A 25,182-nucleotide genomic window follows, 5' to 3' on the forward strand; every position below is an offset into this window, starting at 1 on the left:
TGGTCTGATCGGGACAAGGCTCTCACAAAAGCACTTCGCGGGATACGAAGTCAGGCTTGTTGATTAATCAATTGTTCGAAGCCCGGAGCTGAGTAATTCTGCAGCCATAACGATAAGGCAACTCGGTTGAGGCACCCCATGACAGAATTGAATGTGAGTCCGATGGCGCTGCAAGGTTTGAAAGTGGTTGAGATGGGGCAGCTGATCGCCGGCCCATTCGCCAGCAAACTCCTCGGCGAGTTTGGCGCACAAGTGATCAAGATCGAACCGCCTAAGGTCGGCGACCCACTGCGCAAGTGGCGCAAAATCAAAGACGGCACCTCACTCTGGTGGCACGTGCAGTCACGCAACAAACAGTCGCTCACGCTCAACCTTAAAGAGCCGGAAGGTCAGGACATCGTACGCAAGCTGATCAGCGAGGCGGATATTCTGATTGAGAACTTCCGCCCCGGCGCACTTGAAGGCTGGGGCCTTGGCTGGGAGCAGCTTTCGGCCATCAACCCCAAACTGATCATGCTGCGCATTTCAGGTTACGGCCAGACCGGCCCATACCGCGACTTGCCAGGCTTTGGCGTTATCGGCGAAGCCATGGGCGGGCTGCGGCATTTGTCGGGTTATCCGGGGCAAGCGCCAGTGCGCGTCGGCATCAGCATCGGCGATTCGCTGTCATCGCTGTATGGCGTTATCGGTATTTTGCTGGCGCTGCAAGAGCGTCAACGCAGCGGTCTGGGCCAATACATTGATGTGGCGCTGTACGAGTCGGTGTTCGCCATGATGGAAAGCCTGATTCCCGAATACGACGCCTTTGGCTATGTACGCGAACCCGCCGGCAGCGCCCTGCCCGGCATCACGCCATCCAACTCCTACCCGTGCAACGACGGCAGTTATGTGCTGATCGCAGGCAACGGCGACAGCATCTACAAGCGCTTGATGCTGCTGATTGAGCGTGCCGACCTCGCCAATGATCCGCGCCTTGAGCATAACGACGGACGCAGCGAACACGCCGCCATGATCGACGAGGCGATTGCTCAATGGACCTCCCAGCGCAGCCGCCAGCAAGTGCTCGATGCACTCAATGAGGCCCGCGTTCCGGCCGGTTTCCCATACACCGCTGCCGACATCGTCAGCGACCCGCACTATCTCGCGCGCAACATGATCGAGACCGTGCAAACCGCCGCTGGCCCGTTGAAGGTCCCTGGCGTATTACCCAAATTAAGCCGCACACCGGGCCGCATCGGCACTGGCGGTCCGGCACTTGGCGAGCATACCGATGATGTATTGGCAGGCCTGGGCCTGACCGATGAGCAGCGTCAGGGCTTGCGCGAACGCGGCATTATTTAAGGAATCGTGATGACTAAGCGTCTGTATATCCAGGATGTAGCCACCCGTGATGGCTTCCAGATTGAACCCAATTTTGTTGCCACCGAAGACAAGATCGCGCTGATCGATTATCTCTCGCACACCGGCCTGGCCAAGGTTGAAGTCACCTCATTCACCTCGCCCAAGGCGATTCCCAACCTGCGTGATGCCGAAGAAGTGATGCGCGGCATTCAACGCGTGCCGGGCGTGGAATACACGGTATTGGTGCCGAACGTGCGGGGGTGCGAGCGCGCGCTGTCGTGTCAGGTTGATGAAATCAATCTGGTCATGTCCGCCAGCAACACCCACGGCCTGGCAAACCTGCGCATGACGCCCGAGCAGTCATTGCAACAGTTCAAGGAAATCATCGAAGTCACGCGTGGCAGCGGCGTGTTCATCAATGCCTCGCTGTCGACCACATTCGGCTGCCCGTTTGAGGGCGATGTAGCCGAGTCGCGGGTGTATGAGCTGATACAAAAGCTCACCGACATCGGCGTGCAGGGCGTCACGCTGTGCGACACCACCGGCATAGCCGACCCGGCGCAAGTTGAGCGCATCAGCCGGGAAGCATTGTCCCGCTGGCCAGAAACCGTTTTCACCCTGCACTTCCACAACACCCGGGGCATGGGCCTGGCCAACGCAATCGCGGCACTGAATGCCGGCGTAGACCGCTTCGACGCCTCGCTCGGCGGCCTCGGCGGCTGCCCCTACGCGCCAGGCGCCAGCGGCAATATTTGTACGGAAGATCTGGTGCACATGTTCCAGCGCATGGGTTTCGATACCGGTGTCGACCTCGACGCCCTGCTCGCCGCCGCAGCCTCCCTGCCGGAATTACTGGGCCACGATGTGCCCGGCGCGATCCTTAAAGCCGGAAAATCTGACCGCCGCTATCCCAAGCCGAAGTGGATGGAAAGCGCCAGCTAAGTAAGGCACTTGCTAACGCAATACTGCAAAGCGCCAACCGAGCCCGTGTTGGCGCGCCGTTTACTGTGCAGGCGGTGATAGTGACCGGCCGGGCAACAGTCCTTTGCAGGTGTTGGCGCCTTGGGTGATTTACAGTTCGGATTTAACACGCACACAACTATCCAGGCGCTGCGTTTCATACGCATTAAAAAGGCTGGCAGAGGAGATCTGCCAGCCTTTTTAATGTTTGGGCGAAATCCTTACTGCCCGTTTGAAGCCTCAGCCGCTTGAATCAAGTCGGCACCAATCTGGCCTTCAAACTTCTGCCACACCGGCTTCATCGCCACTCGCCATTCGGCCCGTTGCTCAGGCGTCAGGGTGATGACCTCAGTGCTGCCAGAGTCGATAATTTCCTGCTTGGCGCGCTCATTCAAATCACTGGCTTGTTTGTTCACTGCTACGGTCACTTCCCCCATGATTTCATCGAGCTGGGTACGAATATCAGCAGGCAAATCGTTCCAGAATTTGGTGTTAGTGATCACCATATAATCGATCAGACCGTGATCCGACTCGGTCATGTATTTCTGTACTTCGTTGACCTTCTGACTGGTGTAATTGGACCAGGTGTTTTCTGTGCCGTTGACTACACCGGTTTGCAGGCCTTGATAAACCTCAGCAAAACTCATCTTGCGAGGGTTGGCTCTGATCGCCTTGAACTGCTCTTCAAGCACAGCGGATGCTTGCACGCGGAACTTCAGCCCGCGTGCATCACCGGGCACACGCAGCGGTTTATTGGCCGAGAGTTGCTTGGTGCCGTTGTGCCAATAGGCCAAACCGGTAATGTTCTTGCTTTCCATCGACTTCAGCAGGCCTTTACCTTCCGGGCTGCTTTGAAAGCGATCGGCGGCAGCCAGGTTGTCGAACAGAAAGGGTAAATCAAAAATTTGAATGGGCTTGGAGTACTGCTCGAATTTGGCCAGAGATGGCGCCAGCATTTGCACATCGCCCAATAAGAGCGCCTCCATCTCTTTACCGTCGCCGTACAAGGACGAGTTTGGATAAACCTGAACCTGGACTTTGCCCGGCAGGCGCTCTTCCACCAGCTTTTTGAACAGCAAAGCGCCCTGCCCCTTTGGCGTACTGTCCGCCACGACATGGGAGAATTTGATAATGATCGGGTCAGCCGCCTGAGCAAGCCCAGACATGACGACCGATGCCGACAATGAAACAGCGCATAGCAGCGCCTTAGCAGGAAATTTATACATGGTTTTGCCTCTTATTTTTGTCATGGAAGAAACCGTTGCCTCAGTCGCCGAATACGATTAGTCGCTGAGACAGAACCCAGGCCAGCAACGCTTGGGCACGATAAATTTTCAGGGGTTAGTTTTTGATACCGGCGCGCTCAAGCAACCGCCTGGCATGACCCAGAACAGGTGCATCGACCATCTGGCCATCGACCACAAACACACCTGCGCCCTGCTCTGCGCCACTCATGACGCGCTGCGCCCAAGCCAGCGCATCGGCATCCGGCATGAGTGCCTGGTGCACTACCGCCACTTGTGTGGGGTGAATGCACAACACGCCACCAAAGCCCATATCGCTGGCGTCGCGAGCAACGCGAGCCAAGCCTGCTTGGTCATTAATGGCCGGGAACACGGTATCCAGCGGTGGCGCCAACTGCGCAAGGCGTGAGTGCAATAAAATTGCATAGCGCGCCTGGTCAAAAATTCTGCCTGCGGCGGCAGTTGCAGAGTCCAAACCCAGGTCGAGTCCCAAATCCAGACCACCAAACGACAAGCGCTCAACGCCGTGTGCACGGGCGATTTCTGGCAGTGCATATAAGCCTGCAGCGCTTTCAATAATCGGCCAGACTGGTTTATTGCACGCCTGCACACGAGCAACTTGGTCTGCGCTTTCAACCTTGGGCAGCAGCACACCGATGACGCCATCATGCCGTGCGCAAATGGCTATATCCGCCGCATGAGCGCAATGGTTCGGCGCATTGATACGCACCAGCACTCGTGCATCAGGCTGGCTGCTCAAAAACGCACTCAGGTTTTCCCGCGCTTGCTCCTTGAGACTTTCCTCTACCGCATCTTCAAGGTCGACAATTACCGCGTCAGCGCCAACCGCAAGCGCTTTGGGAATACGCTCCGGACGCGAAGCGGGTACAAATAAGGCTGTGCGAACAGTACGCAGGCTCATGGTTTTCTATCCTTTCTATCGCTCAAGCGCAGGTCAAACCGCACCCTGCTCACGCAGTTGTTCAATGGCGGCCGGGTTCAGGCCCAGCTCTGCAAGCACGCTGTCGGTGTGTTGGCCGAGTCCAGGCACGCCATCCATACGTGGCGAGAAGGCGTTGTTGCGGCCGGGCGGGAGCAAGGCTGGTAACAGGCCAGCGGGGCTTTCCACCTGCGTCCAGCGCTCCCGGGCCTTGAGTTGCGGGTGCTGCCAGACACCAGCCATGTCGTTGACATGCGCATTGGCAATTTGCGCGCTGTCGAGCCGCTCAATCACTTGCTCAGCGCTGAGTGCCGCGAAGCTTTCAACAATGATTGCGCGCAATTCAGCGCGGTTCTCGGAGCGCTTAAAGTTCGCTGAAAATCGCGCGTCGTCCGCCAGTTCGGGTTGCAACAGCACCTTGTCGCAAAACGCCCGCCACTCACGTTCGTTCTGCAAGCCCAGCATCACGGTGCCGCCATCGCCCGCGGGAAAAGGGCCATACGGGTAAATGGTTGAGTGCGCGGCACCGGCGCGTGGCGGCGGCGCAGCGCCTTCGTAGGCGTAATACATGGGATAGCCCATCCACTCGACCAGGCTTTCTAACATCGACACATCCACCCGGCTGCCAACCCCGGTTTTGCCGCGCAGCATCAGCGCCGACAGCACACCGGTATAGGCATACATACCGGCCGCAATGTCGGCAATCGAGCAGCCGGCCTTGGCCATCTGCTCTTCGCCCGCATCCCCGGTTACAGAAAGAAAACCGCCCTCGCTCTGAATCAGCAGGTCGTAGGCTTTCTTTTGCTCATACGGGCCGCCTTCGCCGTAGCCTGAAATGTCACACACGATCAACTGCGGAAACCGCTCATGCAACGCCTCGAACGACAAGCCCATACGCGCCGCAGCGCCCGGCGCGAGGTTTTGTACCAGCACATCAGCCGTGGCCAGTAACGCCTCGAGCACCTCGCTGGCACGCTGTTGTTTCAGGTCCAGGGTCAGGCTTTCTTTGGAGCGATTGGTCCACACAAAATGCGAGGCCAGGCCACCTACGCGCTCGTCGTAGTTGCGCGCAAAATCGCCGGTTTGCGGGCGCTCGACCTTGATAACCCGAGCCCCAAGATCCGCCAGTTGACGCGTACAAAACGGGGCGGCAATTGCATGCTCAAGGCTCACAACGGTGATGCCGTCTAACGGACGTGGCGCGTTATTCGATGTATTCATTGCATAACTCTCATGTCAGTTGGCGAGCGCCAGAGAAGCGCAGTCGCCGTCATCCGGTTAGATAAGGCTGTGCACATCAGGGCGCTGATGCAGTTGCCACACCTGCGAAATCAACGCATCAACCGGCGCCCCCTCAAGCGCGCCCGAGAACGCCAGCAGGCTCCGGAACTTGTCTTCCAGCTCAGGGCGAGACAAGGTATTGCCCGGATCACCCTTGGGCTCATCGATAGCGCCCTGCAACCGGCGGCCATCGACTGTGAGCACCTCAACCCGGCCCAGCCAGCGCTGCGGATAAGCAGCGTCTACCTGCGCATCCAGCTGCATCTGCACCTTGTCGCGAAAACGCGCTACACGCGCATCATCCAGCGCGAACTGCTCAAACTCAGGCAGCCCGGCCTTACCGTGCACGGCAATCAAACCCAGCACGGTGCCCATCGAGAACTTGGCCTGATGCACGCTCTGCGGCACATCTACGCGTCCCAGCACATCAATGGCGCCCTGATGCACATGGGTGGTGACGCGTTCGATGTGCTCGTGGCTGAGCCCTTCGCGCTGCATCAGTCCCAGCAATGCATCCGCTGCCGGATGGGTGTGGCGGCAGGAGGCGTGGAACTTGAACGATGTTTCAAGCAGCGCCCAGCGGCTGCCAAGTCGATCGGACAACTTATGCGGTTGAGCATCACTCGACATGCCGGCAGCCATGCCCTGCTCGCCCTCAAGGATATTGCGCGCGCCGGTCAGGCCATCGGCAGTTAGGTAGGCTGCCAGCAATCCATCCGCTGCGGCCTTAGCGGTATGCAGTTGTTTGGAGTCGGTGGCGTCACGCAAGAACTCCCACAAACCAGCCGCCTGCGTGCCAGCCGAACCCAGCACGTTAATAAATTGCGCCGCATCAAAATTACGCAATTTACCGACCGCCACAGCAGCTGCGAGCGTCCCGACGGTGGCCGTGGTGTGGAAAACCCGGTAGTGCGAACGCCCAAGAAACTCGCCAATGCGAATTCCCGCTTCATACCCTGCGACGGCTGCCAGCAACAACTCGCGCCCTGTGCAACCCAGATCTTGTGCGGCGGCCAAAGCGGCCGGAAACACCACCGTTGCCGGGTGCAATACCGAGCTGTTGTGCAGATCATCTTGCTCGACCAAATGCGAAGACGCGCCGTTGACCAAGGCCGCGAAATAAGCGCTTGTAGAGCGGCCATTAACGATGATTCTGGCTGGACCGGTTGTCGGCCCCATGAGTTCGGCGTAGCGCTCAAACAACGGAATCGGGTGACTGCCCTGACTGGCAAGCGCCGAACCCAACCAGTCCAGAAATAACTCCTGGGTGCGCGACACTACGGCATCGCTCAAGTGCTCATAACGCAAATCAGCCAGGAACCCAGCAAGCTGCTCAGTGTGAGTCATGGTCCGGGCCTCAGAATGAACGCGGCAAGTCGAGCAAGTGCTCGGACACGTACGACAGAATCAAGTTGGTTGAGATCGGTGCAACCTGGTACAAGCGAGTCTCGCGGAACTTGCGTTCAATGTCGTATTCACAGGCGAAACCAAACCCGCCGTGGGTTTGCATACAGGCGTTGGCGGCTTCCCAAGATGCCTTGGCCGCAAGATATTTCGCCATATTGGCGCTAGCGCCGGCATTGATGCCTGAGTCATATTCCTCGCAAGCGCGCCAGCGCATCAGATCCGCCGCTTCAACCTCAATATGGGCCTCAGCGATCGGGAACTGCACACCTTGGTTCTGGCCGATTGGCCGACCAAACACCTCGCGTTCACGGGCATATTGGCTGGCCTTTTCGATGAACCAACGGCCATCCCCAATACATTCGGCAGCGATCAATGTGCGCTCAGCATTCAAGCCATCGAGGATGTATTTGAAGCCCTTGCCCTCTTCCCCAATCAGGCTGCTTGCCGGCAGCTCTAGGTTGTCAAAGAACAGCTCGTTGGTTTCATGGTTAACCATGTTGGCTATCGGCTGAACTGTCAGACCGTTGCCAATCGCCTCACGCAGGTCTACCAGGAAAATCGACATGCCTTCCGACTTGCGCTTAACCTCGGCTAGCGCAGTGGTGCGCGCCAGCAAGATCATCAGATCTGAGTGCTGCACACGCGAGATCCAGACCTTCTGGCCGTTGATCACATACTTGTCGCCCTGCTTAACCGCAGTGGTTTTGATCTTGGTGGTGTCGGTGCCCGTGGTGGGTTCGGTGACGGCCATCGATTGCAGGCGCAGTTCGCCCGCCGCAATTTTCGGCAGATAGAAGCTTTTCTGCTCCTCGCTACCATGACGCAGCAAGGTGAACATGTTGTACATCTGCCCGTGAACCGTGCCTGAGTTGCCCCCGCAGCGGTTTACTTCTTCGAGGATGATCGACGCTTCTGCTAAACCCAACCCTGAGCCGCCGTATTCGGTTGGAATCATTGCCGCTAACCAACCGGCATCCGTCAGTGCTTTAACGAAGGCCTCGGGGAAGCCTTTTTCTTCATCAACCTTGCGCCAGTACGCAGCATCAAACTCGGCGCACAAGGCTTGTACACCTTCACGGATGGCATTGAATTCAGAGTTATTATTAGGATTCATCATCGGTATCTCGTATTGGCCAGAGTTATCAATCAAAGTGAACTTCGCTGCGCTGGGCTAAACCCGACTCATTGCCGGCCCAGAGTTGAGCGGTGCCGGCAGCAGAGTTTTGCCCTCCCACCTCAAACGCCTGCGGTGCGACTAAAGGCCGTAAGCCTCGATAAGAGAAGCGGCGCACTTGCACATCAGGGTTAGCCCGGCAAAATGCGCGCAAAGTCAGGGTTGCGATCAGCGGGCCATGCACCACCAGCCCGGCATAACCTTCCGTCTCGGTGACATAGGGCCAGTCGTAATGAATACGGTGGCCATTGAATGTCACGGCGCTGTAGCGAAATAACAGGGTGGGTGTTGGCGTAACGACTTCCCGCCACTGACCTGCAATCAGGGGTTGGCTGCTCGCGGTTTTTGCCGGGTTTGGCTCGCGATAGACGATGTCCTGTTCTTCACGAATCATCAGCTCACCCTCCTGCAGGTAGTCATGCTGAACCGTGACAAACAGCAGTGCGCCGGTGCTGCCGTGCTTCTCTTCGATGTGGGTGATGGTCGAGACGCGGCTGGCTTCAAGCCCCACGCGCAAAGGCTTACGAAAGTCGATCCGTCCGCCTGCCCACATGCGATTGCGATTCTCGGCGGGCGGTAAAAACCCGCCTCGGGCCGGGTGCCCGTCCGCGCCTAAGCCTTCCTCTGCAACAGGCTCCTGAAAAAAAGCCCAATGCCACAGTGGCGGCAGTGGCTCACCGTGAGCAGGCGTCGGCTCAGCCAGAGTTGCTGCGATGCGCATAACCAGATTGCGGCTTAATTGATCGTGAACCTCTTCGGTGCGGCCGATCCAGGCAGATAGTGAGGCGTCAGTCATGAGTTATATCCAGCTGCGTTCTTGATGTAGCTCAAGCATGCAAGCTGGACGGCGTACTGTGAATTTGCATTTTAATGAAGCAGCGTTCGGCTATGATGAACGCCATAGCCAGATGAATTCCCCTCAAAGCCACTATCGCCAGAGGCCTCCATGCACTTCGACTTACCCGACCTGCGCTTGTTTATTCATATTGCTGAGTCGCCCAGCCTGACGCAGGGTGCCCGCCGTGCATTCCTCTCGCCAGCCGCTGCCAGTGCCCGAATAAAAGCCCTGGAGGCACAACTCGGCAGCCGTCTGCTGTATCGCGACAGCCGTGGTGTGGAGCTGACTCCCGCCGGCCAGCGGTTACTGCAGCATGCTCGCCTTATCATGCGGCAAGTCGACTATCTGAAAACTGAGTTCGCCGATTACGGCACCGACTCGGCAGGGCATATTCGAATATTCGCCAACACCACCGCGGTGACGGAGTTTTTGCCCGAAATCCTCGCAGGCTTTTTGGCAGAGCGACCAGGCGTCACCATTGATCTGCAGGAAAGGCTCAGCCGCGATATTGTGCGCGGCGTGCTTGATGGCTCGACCGACATGGGCATCATTGCCGGACCGGTTGCTGCCAGTGGTCTGCAGGTATTGCACTTCAGCACCGACCGACTGTTACTGGCGGTTCCTGAGCAGCATCCGCTGGCGGGCCGTAAAAAAATCACCCTCAACGATACGCTGGAGTATCAGCACATTGGCTTGCGCGAAGGCAGCACGCTGCTGAGCTTTCTGCGTGAGCAGGTCGAAACGCTCGGCAAGAAACTGTCACTGCGGATACAGGTTTCCAGCTTCGAGGCGATTTGCCGCATGGTAGAAGCCGGTGTTGGCATCGGCATCATCCCGGAGTCCGCCGCACAGCGTCACAGCCGCACCATGCAAATCGAAACCATTGAATTGGACGAGCCATGGGCCATTCGTGAGCGGAGTATTCTGGTACGCGATCTCGAAGCCTTACCGGGCAGCGTGAGAGCTCTGGTCGCAACATTGCGCCCGGAGACTGCGGCGCCTCAATCTGATCAAGAGCGGGCAAACAGCTGAGTCTGCCGGGTGAAATCCCAGGCAAAAAAAAGCGATCCAAAGGACCGCTTGGGAGCTCCCAAAATGGGAGTGGAATAAACGCATGATCTGCTCACCTCGCAGTAAACAGACTCAACAACCGGACCACGCAAGATCTGGTAGGCCGAGTGTGCGGCGCCCAGTCCGGGCTGACTATTACACCAAGGTCTTACAACGAGGCCGTGTTTCGTCAAGATCGCGCACGAATTAAGCGCAGAAATGGCTCTAGCGCGGGCATTTACACCTTCTTTACAGATATTTACCCTGCCCTGACAGCCGGTGAGCGCCGCCGCTGGCACACTCTGTTTCCTCATTCACGCACTTAGGAAACCTCATGAAACGCACTACTTTGGCTGTTCTTTTTGCAATCGCTGCGACCGTTCTGGTGGCGGGCTGCTCAGGCCCCAAGCACAAAGACGGTGGCCGTCCAGACCCTGCCACGATGATTGAGCGCCTAGACGCCAACGGTGACGGCAAGCTGTCGCAGTCAGAGGTCAAGGGCCCGCTGGCCGAGCACTTCAGCGATGTGGACAGCAACAAAGACGGCGTTCTCTCGCTCGAAGAGCTGCAGAGCATGCCCAAGCCACCGCGTCGTCCTTGACTCACCCTGACATGACGCGTCGGCAGTAGCGGGCGCCAATACGGCGTGACGCTACTGCCGCAGTTTTAGCTCAGCCCGCATACACCGTGTGCGCTACTCCGACTACTGCGCTTTCAGGGCTGAGCATCTTTACCAATGTTGTAGGCACGTAACTTGTTGGCGATGGTGGTGTGCGAAACGCCCAAGCGTTTGCCCAGTTGTCGACTGCTCGGGTGTTCGTCGAACAGGCGCTCAAGTACGGCTTTCTCGAAGCGTCCGACGATATCGTCCAGCGCACCTTCAAGTGAGAAATCACCCATCGGCTGCGGCGCGCCGTAGTCGGGTAAACGTATGTGCGTGGCCTTGACCGAGGCGCCGTCACACAGCGATACGGCCTGAAACAACACATTCTCCAACTGCCGCACATTGCCCGGCCAGTGGTAATGCTTGAGTCGCTCCAGCGCCTGAGCTTCGATCACAGGCAGTGCGCAGCCGATTTGCCGGCTGGCCTGATCGAGAAAGTGCTCAACCAACGGCACCAGCCCATCCAGGCACTCGCGCAACGGCGGAATGTGCAAGCTGAGTACGTTGAGACGGTGATACAGATCCTGACGAAACTCGCCCTTAGCGCACAACTCGGACAAGTCGACCTGAGTCGCGCAGATCACCCGCACATCCAGGTAAACCTCCTCGTCACTGCCGACTCGGCGAAAGCAGCCATCCTGCAAAAAACGCAGTAACTTGGCCTGCAGGCGCGGGCTCATTTCACCGACGCCATCGAGGAACAATGTGCCGCCTGCAGTGAGTTCCAGCAGGCCCAACTTGCCCTCTGGGCGCGCCCCTTCAAACGCCCCCGGCCCGTAACCAAACAACTCGGTTTCAGCCATCGACTCAGGCAAGCCGGCACAATTGAGCGCCATAAACGGCGACTGGCCACGCGGGCTGGCGACGTGGCAAGCACGCGCCAAAAGCTCCTTGCCGGTACCGGTTTCGCCTTCTATCAATAGCGGTGCATCCAAAGGCGCCATCCGCCGCGCCTCACGCACCACCGCAGCCATGACTTTCGAGCTTTGGAAAATGCTGTCAAAGCCGCGCAGCTCTTGCTTACGCACGTTGTAAATGCGCTCACCGACCCGGTCAGCCCGATGCAGAGTCAACACCGCGCCCGCCAGCGCCTCACTTTCATCATGCTCGGATTGCAGCGGAGCGATATCGGCGAGAAATACATCGCCTTTGACCTTGACCCGAAGGCCATTGATTCGCGACTTATTGGCCCGTACCAACTCAGGCAGATCGAAGTCTTCGGCGTAGCGCGACAACGGAATACCCGGCACTTCATCCACGCGCACACCGAGCAATTGCGCCGCCGCACGATTCGCCGCGACGATGGAGCCGCCCATGTCGATAGACAACACCGGAAACTCCAGCGCAGCGAGCAATGCATTGAGTTCGAGATGGCGGCGCTCGCTGGGCATCAGGCCCACGCGTTTAACGCCAAACACGCCGCCGATGGCCTCGAACTTCGGGCGCATGGACTGAAACTGCAGGTTTATCAGATTAGGGCAATGCAGGTAGATGGCATTGCCCTGCTCCCCGCCCACCTCGCCGCGCGCGACGTTGATGCCGTACTCGACCAGCAGATTGAGAATGTCACGCAGGATGCCAATTCGATTTTGGCAGTGAACTTTGATTCGCATGAAGGCGCTCTACACAGTCTTATTATGCGCCGCAGCCACTAAAAATCGCGGGCTGCGACAGAATTTTCGTCAAGAATATGTGACAGCTTAGCCTTCACACAAGAAGGCATCGCGCGCCTCAGCCAATACCGTAACTATTTCTTTACAAACTTTCACTCATTGCGCCAATCAGGCGCCTGTCACGCTAGCTGCAAGCACCTGCAACCTGCGGTATCCCTATAGCAACAAAACAACAAAGCCCCAGCAGGAGGCAGTAAGCATGAAGAGCACGCAATACGTGGCTCGGCAGCCCGACGATAACGGGTTTATTGACTACAGCGAAGCTGAGCATCAGGTATGGAATACCCTGATTACCCGCCAGATGGCCGTGATCGAAGGGCGCGCGTGCGAGGAATACTTCGATGGCATCGAGCGGCTGAAACTGCCGACCGAGCGTATTCCGCAATTGGCTGAAGTGAACAAAACCCTGCAGGCCACTACCGGCTGGAGCGTGGCCCGCGTGCCTGCGCTGATCCCCTTCCAGACCTTCTTTGAATTGCTCGCCAGCAAGCAGTTTCCGGTCGCAACGTTTATCCGCACCCCGGAAGAACTCGACTACCTGCAAGAGCCGGACATCTTTCATGAAGTGTTCGGCCACTGCCCGTTGCTGACCAACCCGTGGTTTGCAGAATTCACCCACACTTATGGCAAGCTGGGTTTGCAGGCGAGCAAAGAAGAGCGGGTTTATCTGGCCCGCCTATACTGGATGACTATTGAGTTTGGCCTGGTAGACACCAGCCAGGGGCGACGCATCTATGGCGGCGGCATTCTCTCGTCACCCAAAGAAACCGTTTACTGCTTGTCTGATGCGCCCGAGCATCAGGCTTTCGATCCGCTAGAGGCGATGCGTACGCCTTACCGTATCGACATTCTGCAGCCGCTGTATTTCGCCCTGCCCAACCTCAAGCGCCTGTTCGATCTGGCCCATGAGGACATCATGGCAATGGTTAAAACAGCGATGCAACTGGGCCTGCACAGCCCCAAATTTCCACCGAAAGCGGCCTGACAACGGCGGCTTTGGTACACCTTGAACGGGGCAGCCAGATCGCTGCCCAAGACTATTTTGGAGAAACCCATGAACGCTCTTACCCAAGCCCATTGTGAAGCCTGCAGCGCCGGCGCACCGCAAGTATCCGACGCCGAACTGCCGGAACTGCTGAAACTGATTCCCGACTGGAACATCGAGGTGCGTGACTCGATCATGCAACTGGAGAAGGTGTACCTGTTCAAGAACTTCAAACACGCGCTGGCCTTCACTAACGCCGTAGGCGAAATCTCCGAAGCCGAAGGCCACCACCCGGGCCTGCTCACCGAATGGGGCAAAGTAACCGTGACCTGGTGGAGCCATTCGATCAAAGGCCTGCACCGTAACGACTTCATCATGGCCGCACGCACCGACGAGGTTGCGAGCACGGCCGAGGGGCGCAAGTGAAACATTTTTCACCGATCCTGCGCGTACCGGGTGACCCGATTCTGAGCCTGATGGAGGCCTATCAGCTCGACAGCAATCCTGCCAAGTTGGATCTGGGCGTTGGCGTTTACCGTGACGCCAACGGTCAAACCCCGATCCCCAGCGCCGTCAAGCTGGCCGAGCAGCGCCTGGTCGAAACTGAAACCACCAAGGGTTACATCGGCGGCCATGGCGATGCGTTGTTCTGCGCGCACGTGACCCGGCTGGTGCTTGGCGATCAGTCGCCGGTACTCGCCGATGAACGTGTTGCGGCCACCCAAACGCCGGGTGGCACCGGTGCCTTGCGCCTGGCAGCTGACTTTATCAAGCAGTGCTTGCCAGGGCGTGGAATCTGGCTGAGTGATCCAACGTGGCCAATTCACGAGAGCATTTTCGCCAGCGCCGGGCTAGCGGTTAATCATTACCCCTACGTGGACGCAGACAACCGCCTGAATGTCGACGCCATGCTGGCTGCATTGAGCCACGTGCCGCGCGGCGATGTGGTGCTGCTGCATGCCTGCTGCCACAACCCGACGGGCTTCGACCTCAGCCAGGCCGATTGGCTTCAGGTGCTGGAGTTGGTTAAAGCGCGCGATTTACTGCCGTTGATCGACATCGCCTACCAAGGCTTTGGCGACGGACTCGAAGCCGATGCCTGGTCGGTGAGACTGTTCTGCGAGGCACTGCCCGAGGTGCTGATTACCAGTTCCTGCTCAAAGAACTTTGGCCTTTACCGCGAACGCACCGGTGCGCTGATTGTGTGCGCCCATTCGAGCAGCAAGCTGACCGATGTGCGCAGCCAACTGGCCTTCATCGCCCGCAATCTGTGGTCGACACCGCCGGCACATGGCGCCGCCGTGGTCGCCACCATTCTCGACGACGAGGCACTACGTAAACTCTGGACGGACGAGCTTGAAGGCATGTGCCAGCGCATTGCCAGTTTGCGCTGCGCACTGGTCGACGCCTTGAAGCCTTATGATCTGGCCGAGCGCTTTGGCCATATCGCACGCCAGCGTGGGATGTTCTCGTACACCGGTTTGACGCGCGAGCAGGTCGAGCGCCTGCGCGAACGCCACAGCGTGTACATGGTCGGTTCAGGCCGCGCCAATGCGGCTGGAATCGACGCTCGGCGGGTCGATCAACTGGCGCAGGCGATTGCCGACGTCTGCAAGGTTTGACCGGTCAAATCAGTTAAGTGCCCGGCTTTGTGCGGTGTTTAGCGCAGGGCCGGGCAGATTAACCCGCGCAAGGTTCGGCTCATCGCGGCGTACTTCGCTATAGTTGGCCTATTCGTTTTCACATGAGCGCGACTCACAGTGGCCAGCCCTTCCAACATTCTGTTCCGGCTTTACCAACGTACCATTCATAGCCTGGCGTTTTACCCGACGGTAATCGCCCTGGGCTTTTTGTTGCTCTGCATACTGACCATGTCGATTGAATATCAGTCGTGGCTGATGAGCATCAAGCAGGAAATCGACATCGGCCTGGTGCGAAATGCCGACAACGCACGGCTGATTCTCGGCACCTTGGTTGGCGGCATTCTGTCGCTGATGGTGTTCAGCTTCTCGATGGTCATGGTGGTACTCAACAACGCCGCCGCAGCGCTTTCGCCACGGGTAATTCCCGGCTTGGTGAGCAGCAAGAGCCATCAAAAGACCCTCGGCGTCTACCTCGGCACCATTCTTTATTCCCTGCTGCTGATTACCACCATCGAACTTAACGGCAGCGACAAAGTACCCAGCCTCGGCGTGCTGATTTCACTGGGCCTGGGCATTGGCTGCCTGGGCTTGTTCGTGCACTTCATTCGCTCGATTTCGCAGTCGATTCAAGTCGAGCACATCCTCAGTAATCTGTTCACCACCACCCACTGCAAACTCCAGGGCCGGATCAAAAAGATGCAGGCACTGGAAACCTCACCTGAATGGCCCAACGACCAAAACTGGGCACAGACCCGATCACAACGCAGTGGCTATTTCAAAGCGCTGAATGTCGCCGCCGCCAATCAGATACTCAAGGAAAACGACCTGCAGATGACCGTGCTGGTCCATCACGGTTTCTTTGTCAGTGCTGGCCACCCGCTGTTCAAGACCAATCGGCCAGGCAATGAAGAAATCTGCCAGCAGTTGCTCGACTGCTTCGACTTCTTTATCGAGGAGTACGCAAGCATTCATTACTTTTTCGGCTGCAAGCAAATCTCTGAGATTGCGGTCAAGGCGCTTAGCCCCGGCATCAACGATCCGGGCACTGCGATCAAGGCCATTGACCTGCTCAGCGTGCTGTTCACTCAACGCTTGCAGTTGCCGGACTTCGATGTAGCTGAGCTGGATGACGAACCGCCCCGCCTCTACATCCGCGAGCTTACTGTCGCGCAATTACTGCAATTGGTTCTGGGCTCTATTCGCACATACGGGGGCGCAGATCCGGGCGTGCTTACAACGTTGCTGCAAGCACTTAAAAACATGCTGTATGCCTGCCCGCAAACCCGCTACCAGAACGAAATTATTGATTACGCCAAGAGTGTTCTCGACACCGCCGATGCGCAATTGCTCAACCCACGCGACCGTCAGGAACTGAATGCATTCGTGCAGCGTTTCAACGCGGCGCCACTGCAAAATGAAACGGCACTGAAACCTCTGGAGATCGATGCGCGATAACACAATTGCGCCCCACGCTGGTGCATTTTGCCGCCATAAAAAATTAATCGATTTATTTATGTCGATAAAAACACATATAAATCAGATAGTTAGTAGTAACAATAAATTACTATTGGCGCGCTTCGTGCTTGCTATCACGCACAGAGTTCCCTAGGGTAGTTCGCCATGTGGTCCCTAATTGCCCCAATCAGTTCACTGCTGAGTGGGGTTGCATTACTCCTGCTCGGCAATGGTCTGCTCAATACATTACTGACGCTGCGTGGTGTGGCCGAAGGCTACTCCACCGGAATGCTCGGACTGATTATGTCCGGGTACTTTGTCGGTTTCCTTCTCGGTACCTGGCTGGCGATTCCGCTGGTCAGGCGCGTCGGGCACATTCGTGCGTTTGCCCTGTGCGCCGCCCTCGCCGCGATCTCCGCTCTGGTTCACGTCATCATCATCAACCCTTGGGTGTGGCTTGCATTGCGGGTGCTGTACGGTCTGGCGCTGGTCAGTCTGTACATGATCATCGAAAGCTGGCTCAACGCTAAAGTCAGCAACGAAAAACGCGGTCTGGTGTTTGCCATCTACATGGCGGTCAACCTCGGCGCGCTGGCCGCGGCCCAGCAATTATTAGGCTTAGCCGCCCCGACCGAATTTGTACTGTTCTCGTTGTCGGCCATTTTGATTATTGCGGCGTTGATGCCAATCACCATGACCCGCCAATCGCAGCCGACCGTACCGGAAACCCTGCACACCAACCTGCGCGAGATCGCCCGCATTGCGCCGCTGTCGATTGCCGCAGCGGGCTTGTCCGGACTGGCGCTGGGCGCTTTCTGGGGCATGGCACCGATTTATGCCAGCCTCAGCGGCTTCGATGCCCGCGGCGTCGGTTTGCTGATGAGTGCCACGATTCTCGGCGGCGCCCTGCTCCAGCTGCCCATTGGCCGCTACTCCGACAAGCATGACCGACGTCTGGTGATGTTCTGGATCGTGGCGTTGTCTGTGGTCATTTCACTTGCAATGAGCCTGGTCACTGCCGGGCCACTATTGATGGGCCTGTTCTTCATTTGGGGCGGCTTGACCTTTGCCATCTATCCAATTGCGGTAGCCAAGCTGATCGACCAGTTGCACAGTGATGAGATTCTTGCCGGCTCAAGCAGCCTGCTCATGGTCAACGGTATTGGCTCGGTATGCGGCCCGCTATTGGTCGGCGTGCTGATGGAGCATTTGGGCGCGCATGCCCTGCCACTGTATTTTGCTGTGGTCCTTGGCCTGCTTGGCGTCTATACCTTTTACCGACTGCGTCGTGTCAGTGAACTGGTCAGCGGTGATCAGGCGCACTTTGTGCCCATGCTGCGCACCAGTCACACCGTGCTCGAGCTCATGCCTGACGCGCCCGCTGAAGATGAGCCAACCGAATCCGAGGGGCCAGCCCCTCAACACCCGTAGGCGCGGCGCTACGCCCGCCTGCATAACAACAAGGCAGCCACCTTATGGTCAGCTGCCTAATGCAGTGCCTATCGAATCTGTCGCCAGCCTGCGCGGCTGCCGTACATGAATCGATAGCACTTAGCTCGTCGGCCATTGTCGGCGCGTCACTGCACCACTTACTGGACAGGGAGACAGCGCATGCTACTTGCTACCGATCTTGATGGAACCTTTCTCGCTGGCGATCCCGAAGATCGTCTGAGCCTTTACCAGACCATTGCCGCTCACCCGGAAATCAAACTGGCCTACGTTACCGGCCGCAGCCTTGAAGCGGTGCTGCCGCTGCTGGCAGACCCAACACTGCCAATGCCCGACTATATCATCGCCGATGTGGGCGGCAGCATTGTTTACGGTGATTCATTGCAACCGGTGCAACCGCTGCAGAACAACATCGACGCGCTCTGGCCCGGCGAAAGTCAGGTCGCCAGCGCCGTGGAAGGCTTTGCGCTGGAGCGTCAGGATGTTCCGCAAGTGCGTCGTTGCTCGTATTTCTGCAGCCCGGAAGAAGCGTCGAATCCAGCCTTGATCGAAGTAGCCGAGAAGCTCGGTTGCGACCTGCTCTACTCCGCCGAACGCTATCTCGACTTCCTGCCCAAGGGCGTCAACAAAGGCACCAGCCTTGAGGCGCTTGCCGACTGGCTGGAGCTGGAAGACGACCAGGTACTCGCCGCTGGCGATACGCTCAACGACCTGAGCATGCTCAGCACCCGTTTCAAGGGTGTGTGTGTTGGCCAGTCCGAATCAGCCCTGCTCGAATCAACGGCGCACCACTCACGCACGTTGCACGCCAACCGCAGCGGTTGCGGCGGCATTCTGCAAGCGTTTGCCCACTTCGGTTTCCTTGGCGAACACGGTATTGCCGCCGAGCGCCGTCAGGCCGCGCAGCCGGGCAAAGCCGAAATGGTCATGGTTTATCACCGCCTGCCTTATGAGGAATACCGCGGCGCCGATGGCAAGTTACAGCGCCGTCGACCGACATCACCTAACGGTATTATCCCGACCCTGCTGAGTTTCTTTGGCGATGGTCGTCCCGGCTCCTGGGTGGCATGGGCCATCCATGAAGGCGATGAAGCAGACGCCTTTGAGACCCACACCACCGTAGACGCCGAGCGTTACCCAAAGCTCAAAGCGGCGCGTGTGGCGCTGACCAAGGAAGAGGTCGACATCTTCTACAAGCGCTTCTCCAAGGAAGCCTTCTGGCCGACGCTGCACACCTTCTGGGAGCGCGCACAGTTCCGCGAAGAGGACTGGGAAGTGTTCCTCAAGGTCAACCGTGCTTTCGCCGAGCGCACTGCACTGGAAGCCGCAGAAGGCGCCACCGTGTGGCTGCACGACTACAACTTGTGGATGGTGCCCGGCTACTTGCGTGAGTTGCGCCCCGACCTGCGCATCGCCTTCTTCCACCACACCTACTTCCCGTCAGCAGACGTGTTCAACGTGCTGCCATGGCGCCGCGAAATCATTGGCAGCTTGCTGCAGTGCGATTACATCGGCTTCCACATTCCGCGTCAGGTTGAGAACTTCGTTGATGTGGCGCGCGGGGTAACGCCGCTGCAGACCGTCAGCCGGCAAAATTGTGCGCCGCGCTTCATCACCTATGGTTGCGCCGTGGGCCTTGAGCGCATGACCACTGCCGTGGATACCGGCAGCCGCACCGTCAAGCTTGGCGCGCATCCGGTGGGTCTGGACATCGACCGGGTACGTACGGCGCTCGAAAGCCCGAAAATTCGTGAAATGATGGATCGTCTGCGCGAAGAGCTGGTGGGTGTGAAGCTGATCCTCTCGGTAGAACGCCTCGACTACACCAAAGGCATTCTGGAAAAGCTCCAGGCTTATGAGCGCATGCTCGACGAGAACCCTGAACTGCTCGGCAAGGTGACGCTGGTCACGGTATGCGTGCCGGCAGCCAAGGAAATGACCATTTACGATGAGTTGCAGTCCCAGATCGAGCAAGCCGTCGGCCGGATCAACGGACGCTTTGCGCGCATCGGCTGGACCCCTTTGCAGTTCTTCTTCCGCAGCTTGCCGTTCGAGGAAGTCAGCGCCTGGTACGCCATGGCCGACGTGATGTGGATTACCCCACTGCGCGACGGGCTGAATCTGGTCGCCAAGGAGTTTGTCGCAGCGCAGGGCTTGCTGGGCGGTTGCGGCGTGTTGGTGCTGTCGGAGTTTGCCGGTGCGGCCGCCGAACTCAAAGGCGCGCTGCTGACCAACCCGCACGACCCGAAAGATTTGGCACAAACCTGTTACTGGGCGCTCAACCTGCCCAAGACAGAAGCTCAGGCGCGCCTGCGCGAGCTGTTCGATATCGTCAGCTACAACGACATTCGTCGCTGGGGTGACGAGTTCCTCGCAGCGGTTGCCGATGAGCCGCAGCAGCCGGTAGACGCCGAACTGGCGCGTATCGGCATGGCCTCGTAAGACCCGCCAAATTGCCGTGTAGCTCGTTCAGGCGGGCTGCACGGCAATCAGCTGGTTAGCCCCGACGCGAATCAGGCGTCATCTTTTTCGCAGTTGATCAGCCAGGAAACACCGAAGCGATCGACCAGCGAGCCGAAGCGCACCGCCCAGAACGTTTGCGCCAGCGGCATTTCCACCGTGCCCTGTTCAGACAACGTATCAAATACCCGCTGCGCCTCGCTAATGCTCGCGACATTGAGCGTGATCGAGCAGCCTTTCATGCCAGAAAATGGCTCTGCCGACGCGGTATCCGACGCCATTAGCAGCTGACCATCAACCTCAAGGCAGACATGCATCACCCGATCCAGAAACGGCTCGGGCATCTCTGCACATTCAGGGGTTTCGCGGTAGCGCATCAGCGTCTTGATTTCGCCCTTGAGGACCTTGGCATACAACTGAAACGCGGCTTCTGCCTGGCCATCAAACATCAGGTAGGGATTTATTTTCATGATCGACTCCCGCCAATTAAGGCGCTCACCTAATCTGCCAGTCGCGCCCGCAACTGGGCTTCCTGCTCACGCAAGGGATCATCGAAAGCCGCGCCGAAATCATCGTCTTCAAGGATCTGGCGAATTTCGATGTCACTGTCACTGATCATCGGGTTTGGGCAGCGCTTGACCCACTCGATCGCCTCATCCAATGAGTCGACGCGAAAAATCCAGAAGCCCGCGACCAGATCATTTGGCGAGCCGAATGGTCCATGGACCACCTCACGGGAAGCACCACTGAAACGCACACGGGCACCATGCCGGCTGGCTTTCAATCCCTCACCCGAGACCAGCACACCGGCCTCGACCAACGCCTCGTTATACCGACCCATTTCGGTGAGAAGCTCGCGAGTGGGCATGATGCCCGCCTCGGTTTCAGGGCTCGCCTTGACCATAACCATAAAGCGCATAATCAAACTCCATCCGGGTATTCGATATTGCTACCAACAGCACGGGCCGCCCATGACACAAAGCAACTGAAGAGTTGATAGCCAAGGATAAAATTCTAGTCATAAAAAAACACCCGGCGAGTGCACGGGTGTTTTTTAGATAGATGGCCAGAGTGTGGGCGATCAGGGCGCCTCAGCTTCTGCCTGAACTTCTACCTTGCGGATATCGAACCCGCCTTTGTTTTCACTGACGATGCGAAACTCCTGAGACTGACCTTTCTCGACCCGCACCTTGAGTTCGCGCTCAAGACGGCCGTTGTTGCAGAGGAACTCGCCCTGCTCGTCGATGGCGATGCCGAGGATGTGATTGCCGGGCGAAACATTGAACCGTGCGGATTCGCCTACGGCAATGCGCGCGGCGACGCTGCGGTCAACCTTGACGGCAATGTAGCAGCCACCGCCCATGAAACCGTAATCCCGATTGACCACCAGCTCACCGGTGTTCTCCCCCGGCTGCTGAAACGCGAGGAAGCGATCTTCAGCAATAGGCTTGACCTTCTCGGCGGGAACAGATGAACAACCAACCATAACGAGTGGTAACAACATCGCAACGATCAAGCGCATATAAATCCTCCATGAGTGAGATACAGCTGGCCAACACTATGCCACTACTGCGAGACGCGGCTCAATCAAAGCTGGCACATCTGTAACAAACCGTTGCAATCAACCGCCAAACTTGCAAGGTGGCTTTGCACTTCACTAGTCGAGCAAGCGTAACGCCTCAGCGCTGCTTTGGCTGACCTGAGCCCAGTCGCCCTGCGCTATCCACTCTTTATTCAGCATCCAGGTTCCACCCACACACATGACATTTGGCTGCTCGATATAGCTGCGAACATTGGCCGGGCTCACGCCCCCTGTCGGGCAAAAACGCGCGGCGGCGAAAGGCCCGCCCAACGACTTGAGCGCCGCCACGCCGCCGCACACCTCGGCCGGAAAAAGCTTGAAACGCCGATAGCCAAGGCCGTAGCCGAGCATCAACTCAGAGGCCGTGGCGATGCCTGGCAGCAATGGCACGGCACTGTGCATCGCGAACTTGAGCACCTCTTCAGTCGAGCCCGGCGTGACGATAAATTGCGCGCCCGCCTGCTCAGCGGCACTAAAGGTGGCGGCGTCCAGCACCGTGCCGGCGCCAACACACAACTCCGGGCGCTGCTTGCGCAGCAACTCGATAGCGGCCAGGCCGTGTTCGGAGCGCAGCGTCACTTCCAGCACCGTCAAACCGCCTGCGGCCAATGCATCGGCCAGCGGCAGAATATCGGCTTCACGGGCAATCGTGATCACCGGCATGATCCGCGCCTGCGCGCAGATCCGATCAAGCCGGGCAGTCTTTTCAGCCATGTGCTGCTGTAACTGTTGTTCGGTCATAGACATGGAGGCGAATCCTTAGCCCTGCGGGCTCCAGTAAATTTGCAGTGGTGGCCGCATGAAAGCGCGCACGGGCATGGCAGAAGTAGCGTCAAGATCACTGACGACCTGTTGCAAGGTGTCGAGTTTGCCGGCCCCCTGCACCGCGAGGAACTGCGCATTGGCAGACGCCAGCAATGCATAGGTCATGCTGATGCGCTGATGCGGCACACCCGGCGCCAGCATCGGCACGCAGCGCGTGGTGTTGCCTGGCAGCAGGGCTTCATCGAGCTGAGGATTACCGGCAAACAGCGACGCACAATGGCCGTCATCGCCCATGCCCAGCACCAGCACATCAATCGGCGGCAAGTAGGCCAGCGCCTCATCAGCCAACTTTGCAGCCGCCTGTAACGTGGCTCCGCCATGATAGAGCCCGACAAAACGCGCCGCCGCGCATGGACCCTGAAGCAGATGCTTGCGCAGCAGGCCTTCGTTGCTGTCCGGATGGGTGACCGCCACCCAACGCTCATCCGCCAGACTGATAACGACCTTGGCCCAATCCAGCGGTTGTGTCGCCAGTGCTTCAAAGAAGGCAATCGGGCTGCGCCCGCCAGACACCACCAGCGTTGCCACACCGCGAGCCACAATTGCCTGGCGCAACGCATCGGCGACGCTGTGCGCCAGCGAAGTTGCCATTTGCTGAGGCTTTTTCAAACAATGAGCAATCACGCCTTCAGGCAACGCCAGCTCAGAGATCGCCATACCAGGACCTCCCGTCTCGGGCTATCAGATTAATCGAAGCCATTGGCCCCCAGGTTCCTGCTGCATAAGGTTTGGGTGTATCACCGAGCTTGTTCCAGCCGGCGACCAACTGATCACACCATTGCCAGGCATGTTCAATTTCGTCTTTGCGAACAAACAGATTCTGGTTGCCGCGCATCACTTCCAGCAGCAAGCGCTCGTACGCATCCGGTATCCGCGCACTCGGATAGGTGTCGGAAAAACTCAACTGCAGCGGCCCGCTGCGCAACTGCATGCCCTTATCCAGCCCTTGATCCTTGGTCATCACTTGCAGCGAGATACCTTCATCCGGTTGCAAGCGAATGATCAGCCGGTTGCTGATCAGTGCACGCTGTTCTGGCGCAAAGATGTAGTGCGGCGGCTCTTTGAAATGGATGACAATTTGCGAAAGCTTTTCCTGCATGCGCTTGCCGGTACGCAAGTAGAACGGCACGCCCGACCAGCGCCAGTTGCGAATATCTGCGCGCAGCGCAACAAAGGTTTCGGTGTTGCTGTGCGCGTTGGCGTTGTCTTCTTCCAGATAGCCGGGCACGGTTTTGTTGCCCGAGGTTCCGCCAATGTATTGGCCACGGACCACGCGCTGGCTCAGCTGTTCCGGGCTGATAGATTCGAGCGCTTTGAGCACCTTGACCTTCTCGTCACGAATGCTGTCTGCCGAGAGGTCGCTCGGCGGGTCCATGGCGATCAGACAAAGCAATTGCAGCAGGTGATTCTGAATCATGTCGCGCAACTGCCCGGCCTTGTCGAAGTAACCCCAACGCCCTTCGATGCCCACCTTCTCGGCCACGGTGATTTCCACGTGGGAGATATGATTCTGGTTCCACTGGGTCTCGAACAGGCTATTGGCAAACCGCAGCGCAATCAGGTTTTGCACGGTCTCTTTGCCGAGGTAATGGTCTATCCGGTAAACCTGTGTCTCGGCAAAAAACTGCGCCACGGCGTCGTTGACCGCGCGTGATGATTGCAGGTCATGGCCAATCGGTTTCTCCAGCACCACGCGGGTAATGCCGGCCAAACCCAGGCGCGCCAGATTGGCACAGATGCCGCCGTAAACAGCAGCAGGCGTGGCGAAATAGGCAATCACCTGGCGGGCATCACGGGTAGCATCGGCGAAGGCGCGATAATCGTCTTCAACCAGAAAGTCCATGCGCAAATAGCGCAGGCGCGCCTCGAATCGAGCCATTACCGCATCATCATGCTCATTGGCCGGCACGTATTGGCGCAGCGCATCACTGATCAGCCCAAGGTAATGTTGCGGTTCTCCGGCATCACGGGCCAGCGCCAGAATCTGCGTGTCGCTGTTAAGCAACCCCGCCCGATCCAACTGGTAAAGCGCCGGATACAGCTTGCGGAGCGCAAGGTCACCCAGCGCACCAAACAGCGCGAAGGTGCAGCAGTCAACCGTAATGCTAGGCATGATGTTAGTTCTTTTAACAATGAAACCTAGATTTAACCGCTACGACTGTTTTTTTCAAGGACTAATGTAGTAATAAAAACAACATATCTCAGCTACAC

23 protein-coding genes are annotated in these 25,182 nt (G+C 57.9%); 10 read left to right on the forward strand and 13 right to left on the reverse strand.

The features are described 5' to 3' along the window. Positions 1–138 precede the first annotated feature (138 nt). Positions 139–1,341, forward strand: a complete 1,203-nt coding sequence (locus BM395_RS20495) for a CaiB/BaiF CoA transferase family protein (RefSeq protein WP_090515269.1) — start codon at positions 139–141, stop codon at positions 1,339–1,341. A 9-nt stretch (positions 1,342–1,350) separates the two neighbouring features. Beyond that, complete coding sequence (locus tag BM395_RS20500) at positions 1,351–2,283, forward strand: hydroxymethylglutaryl-CoA lyase (RefSeq protein ID WP_090515271.1); 933 nt, start codon at positions 1,351–1,353, stop codon at positions 2,281–2,283. Between the two features lie 239 nt (positions 2,284–2,522). Here BM395_RS20500 and BM395_RS20505 read toward each other — a convergent pair whose 3' ends face one another. The 6 genes from BM395_RS20505 to BM395_RS20530 form a co-directional block, all read right to left on the reverse strand. Next, a complete protein-coding gene (locus tag BM395_RS20505) occupies positions 2,523–3,527 on the reverse strand; it encodes a TRAP transporter substrate-binding protein (RefSeq protein ID WP_090515273.1) in 1,005 nt (334 codons plus the stop codon). Positions 3,528–3,642: 115 nt separating this feature from the next. Further along, entirely contained in the window at positions 3,643–4,467 is an 825-nt protein-coding gene (locus BM395_RS20510) for an HpcH/HpaI aldolase/citrate lyase family protein (protein ID WP_090515275.1), read from the reverse strand. A gap of 33 nt (positions 4,468–4,500) precedes the next feature. Then, on the reverse strand, positions 4,501–5,706 hold the full coding sequence (locus BM395_RS20515) for a CaiB/BaiF CoA transferase family protein (RefSeq protein ID WP_090515277.1): 1,206 nt from the start codon (positions 5,704–5,706) through the stop codon (positions 4,501–4,503). A gap of 57 nt (positions 5,707–5,763) precedes the next feature. After that, positions 5,764–7,113, reverse strand: a complete 1,350-nt coding sequence (locus BM395_RS20520; RefSeq protein ID WP_090515279.1) for an MmgE/PrpD family protein — start codon at positions 7,111–7,113, stop codon at positions 5,764–5,766. A 10-nt stretch (positions 7,114–7,123) separates the two neighbouring features. Beyond that, positions 7,124–8,287 (reverse strand): acyl-CoA dehydrogenase family protein, encoded by a 1,164-nt coding sequence (locus tag BM395_RS20525; RefSeq protein ID WP_069900495.1) that lies wholly within the window; start codon positions 8,285–8,287, stop codon positions 7,124–7,126. Positions 8,288–8,315: 28 nt separating this feature from the next. After that, positions 8,316–9,143: an HTD2 family dehydratase gene (locus BM395_RS20530; protein ID WP_090515281.1), complete on the reverse strand. Its 828-nt coding sequence runs from the start codon at positions 9,141–9,143 to the stop codon at positions 8,316–8,318. A gap of 150 nt (positions 9,144–9,293) precedes the next feature. On the opposite strand from BM395_RS20530, the gene BM395_RS20535 reads away from it, so the two are divergent. Both BM395_RS20535 and BM395_RS20540 read left to right on the forward strand, forming a co-directional pair. Next, positions 9,294–10,217, forward strand: coding sequence for a LysR family transcriptional regulator (locus tag BM395_RS20535; protein ID WP_090515283.1), 924 nt, complete (start codon positions 9,294–9,296; stop codon positions 10,215–10,217). A 352-nt stretch (positions 10,218–10,569) separates the two neighbouring features. Beyond that, the gene (locus BM395_RS20540) at positions 10,570–10,836 is read left to right on the forward strand and encodes an EF-hand domain-containing protein (RefSeq protein ID WP_090515285.1); all 267 of its coding nucleotides are present in this window, start codon (positions 10,570–10,572) and stop codon (positions 10,834–10,836) included. Between the two features lie 113 nt (positions 10,837–10,949). Here the strand turns inward: BM395_RS20540 and BM395_RS20545 are convergent, their stop codons facing one another. Continuing rightward, entirely contained in the window at positions 10,950–12,512 is a 1,563-nt protein-coding gene (locus BM395_RS20545; RefSeq protein WP_090515287.1) for a sigma-54-dependent transcriptional regulator, read from the reverse strand. 205 nt (positions 12,513–12,717) lie between these two features. Between BM395_RS20545 and phhA the strand changes: the two genes are divergently transcribed. The 6 genes from phhA to ggpS all read left to right on the forward strand — a co-directional run bounded on the left by phhA (position 12,718) and on the right by ggpS (position 20,546). Continuing rightward, entirely contained in the window at positions 12,718–13,557 is an 840-nt protein-coding gene (phhA, locus tag BM395_RS20550; protein WP_280142254.1) for a phenylalanine 4-monooxygenase, read from the forward strand. A 69-nt stretch (positions 13,558–13,626) separates the two neighbouring features. Next, a complete protein-coding gene (locus BM395_RS20555; protein ID WP_069900437.1) occupies positions 13,627–13,983 on the forward strand; it encodes a 4a-hydroxytetrahydrobiopterin dehydratase in 357 nt (118 codons plus the stop codon). Then, on the forward strand, positions 13,980–15,179 hold the full coding sequence (locus tag BM395_RS20560; protein WP_090515292.1) for an amino acid aminotransferase: 1,200 nt from the start codon (positions 13,980–13,982) through the stop codon (positions 15,177–15,179). Before BM395_RS20555 ends, BM395_RS20560 begins: the two co-directional genes overlap by 4 nt. Positions 15,180–15,317: 138 nt before the next feature. Beyond that, positions 15,318–16,655, forward strand: a complete 1,338-nt coding sequence (locus BM395_RS20565; protein WP_090515294.1) for a DUF2254 domain-containing protein — start codon at positions 15,318–15,320, stop codon at positions 16,653–16,655. A gap of 165 nt (positions 16,656–16,820) precedes the next feature. Next, on the forward strand, positions 16,821–18,086 hold the full coding sequence (locus BM395_RS20570) for an MFS transporter (RefSeq protein ID WP_069900440.1): 1,266 nt from the start codon (positions 16,821–16,823) through the stop codon (positions 18,084–18,086). A 180-nt stretch (positions 18,087–18,266) separates the two neighbouring features. After that, entirely contained in the window at positions 18,267–20,546 is a 2,280-nt protein-coding gene (gene ggpS / locus BM395_RS20575) for a glucosylglycerol-phosphate synthase (protein ID WP_090515296.1), read from the forward strand. Positions 20,547–20,617: 71 nt separating this feature from the next. Here the strand turns inward: ggpS and BM395_RS20580 are convergent, their stop codons facing one another. From BM395_RS20580 to zwf, 6 genes are all read right to left on the reverse strand, one after another. Next, positions 20,618–21,034, reverse strand: a complete 417-nt coding sequence (locus tag BM395_RS20580) for a VOC family protein (protein WP_090515298.1) — start codon at positions 21,032–21,034, stop codon at positions 20,618–20,620. Between the two features lie 29 nt (positions 21,035–21,063). Then, positions 21,064–21,483: a YciI family protein gene (locus BM395_RS20585; protein ID WP_090515300.1), complete on the reverse strand. Its 420-nt coding sequence runs from the start codon at positions 21,481–21,483 to the stop codon at positions 21,064–21,066. A gap of 162 nt (positions 21,484–21,645) precedes the next feature. After that, positions 21,646–22,086, reverse strand: a complete 441-nt coding sequence (locus BM395_RS20590; protein WP_090515302.1) for a 3-isopropylmalate dehydratase — start codon at positions 22,084–22,086, stop codon at positions 21,646–21,648. 135 nt (positions 22,087–22,221) lie between these two features. Beyond that, positions 22,222–22,893: a bifunctional 4-hydroxy-2-oxoglutarate aldolase/2-dehydro-3-deoxy-phosphogluconate aldolase gene (locus tag BM395_RS20595; RefSeq protein WP_244529023.1), complete on the reverse strand. Its 672-nt coding sequence runs from the start codon at positions 22,891–22,893 to the stop codon at positions 22,222–22,224. 12 nt (positions 22,894–22,905) lie between these two features. Next, complete coding sequence (gene pgl / locus BM395_RS20600) at positions 22,906–23,628, reverse strand: 6-phosphogluconolactonase (RefSeq protein ID WP_090515303.1); 723 nt, start codon at positions 23,626–23,628, stop codon at positions 22,906–22,908. Next, on the reverse strand, positions 23,615–25,084 hold the full coding sequence (gene zwf, locus BM395_RS20605) for a glucose-6-phosphate dehydrogenase (protein WP_090515305.1): 1,470 nt from the start codon (positions 25,082–25,084) through the stop codon (positions 23,615–23,617). Before zwf ends, pgl begins: the two co-directional genes overlap by 14 nt. Positions 25,085–25,182: the final 98 nt, after the last annotated feature.

Origin of the sequence: Pseudomonas marincola (assembly GCF_900116605.1) — a bacterium.
Classification (GTDB): domain Bacteria; phylum Pseudomonadota; class Gammaproteobacteria; order Pseudomonadales; family Pseudomonadaceae; genus Aquipseudomonas; species Aquipseudomonas marincola.

What these genes read in the sequence shown, in the direction of transcription:
- BM395_RS20535 (WP_090515283.1), top strand. Translation starts at nt 9,294, where the DNA reads ATGCACTTCGACTTACCCGACCTGCGCTTGTTTATTCATATTGCTGAG.
- BM395_RS20595 (WP_244529023.1), bottom strand. Translation starts at nt 22,893, where the DNA reads ATGTCTATGACCGAACAACAGTTACAGCAGCACATGGCTGAAAAGACT.
- BM395_RS20590 (WP_090515302.1), bottom strand. Translation starts at nt 22,086, where the DNA reads ATGCGCTTGATCGTTGCGATGTTGTTACCACTCGTTATGGTTGGTTGT.
- BM395_RS20520 (WP_090515279.1), bottom strand. Translation starts at nt 7,113, where the DNA reads ATGACTCACACTGAGCAGCTTGCTGGGTTCCTGGCTGATTTGCGTTAT.
- pgl (WP_090515303.1), bottom strand. Translation starts at nt 23,628, where the DNA reads ATGGCGATCTCTGAGCTGGCGTTGCCTGAAGGCGTGATTGCTCATTGT.
- BM395_RS20530 (WP_090515281.1), bottom strand. Translation starts at nt 9,143, where the DNA reads ATGACTGACGCCTCACTATCTGCCTGGATCGGCCGCACCGAAGAGGTT.
- ggpS (WP_090515296.1), top strand. Translation starts at nt 18,267, where the DNA reads ATGCTACTTGCTACCGATCTTGATGGAACCTTTCTCGCTGGCGATCCC.
- BM395_RS20505 (WP_090515273.1), bottom strand. Translation starts at nt 3,527, where the DNA reads ATGTATAAATTTCCTGCTAAGGCGCTGCTATGCGCTGTTTCATTGTCG.
- BM395_RS20515 (WP_090515277.1), bottom strand. Translation starts at nt 5,706, where the DNA reads ATGAATACATCGAATAACGCGCCACGTCCGTTAGACGGCATCACCGTT.
- BM395_RS20525 (WP_069900495.1), bottom strand. Translation starts at nt 8,287, where the DNA reads ATGAATCCTAATAATAACTCTGAATTCAATGCCATCCGTGAAGGTGTA.
- zwf (WP_090515305.1), bottom strand. Translation starts at nt 25,084, where the DNA reads ATGCCTAGCATTACGGTTGACTGCTGCACCTTCGCGCTGTTTGGTGCG.
- BM395_RS20545 (WP_090515287.1), bottom strand. Translation starts at nt 12,512, where the DNA reads ATGCGAATCAAAGTTCACTGCCAAAATCGAATTGGCATCCTGCGTGAC.
- BM395_RS20540 (WP_090515285.1), top strand. Translation starts at nt 10,570, where the DNA reads ATGAAACGCACTACTTTGGCTGTTCTTTTTGCAATCGCTGCGACCGTT.
- BM395_RS20585 (WP_090515300.1), bottom strand. Translation starts at nt 21,483, where the DNA reads ATGCGCTTTATGGTTATGGTCAAGGCGAGCCCTGAAACCGAGGCGGGC.
- BM395_RS20570 (WP_069900440.1), top strand. Translation starts at nt 16,821, where the DNA reads ATGTGGTCCCTAATTGCCCCAATCAGTTCACTGCTGAGTGGGGTTGCA.
- BM395_RS20555 (WP_069900437.1), top strand. Translation starts at nt 13,627, where the DNA reads ATGAACGCTCTTACCCAAGCCCATTGTGAAGCCTGCAGCGCCGGCGCA.
- BM395_RS20500 (WP_090515271.1), top strand. Translation starts at nt 1,351, where the DNA reads ATGACTAAGCGTCTGTATATCCAGGATGTAGCCACCCGTGATGGCTTC.
- BM395_RS20510 (WP_090515275.1), bottom strand. Translation starts at nt 4,467, where the DNA reads ATGAGCCTGCGTACTGTTCGCACAGCCTTATTTGTACCCGCTTCGCGT.
- BM395_RS20580 (WP_090515298.1), bottom strand. Translation starts at nt 21,034, where the DNA reads ATGAAAATAAATCCCTACCTGATGTTTGATGGCCAGGCAGAAGCCGCG.
- BM395_RS20495 (WP_090515269.1), top strand. Translation starts at nt 139, where the DNA reads ATGACAGAATTGAATGTGAGTCCGATGGCGCTGCAAGGTTTGAAAGTG.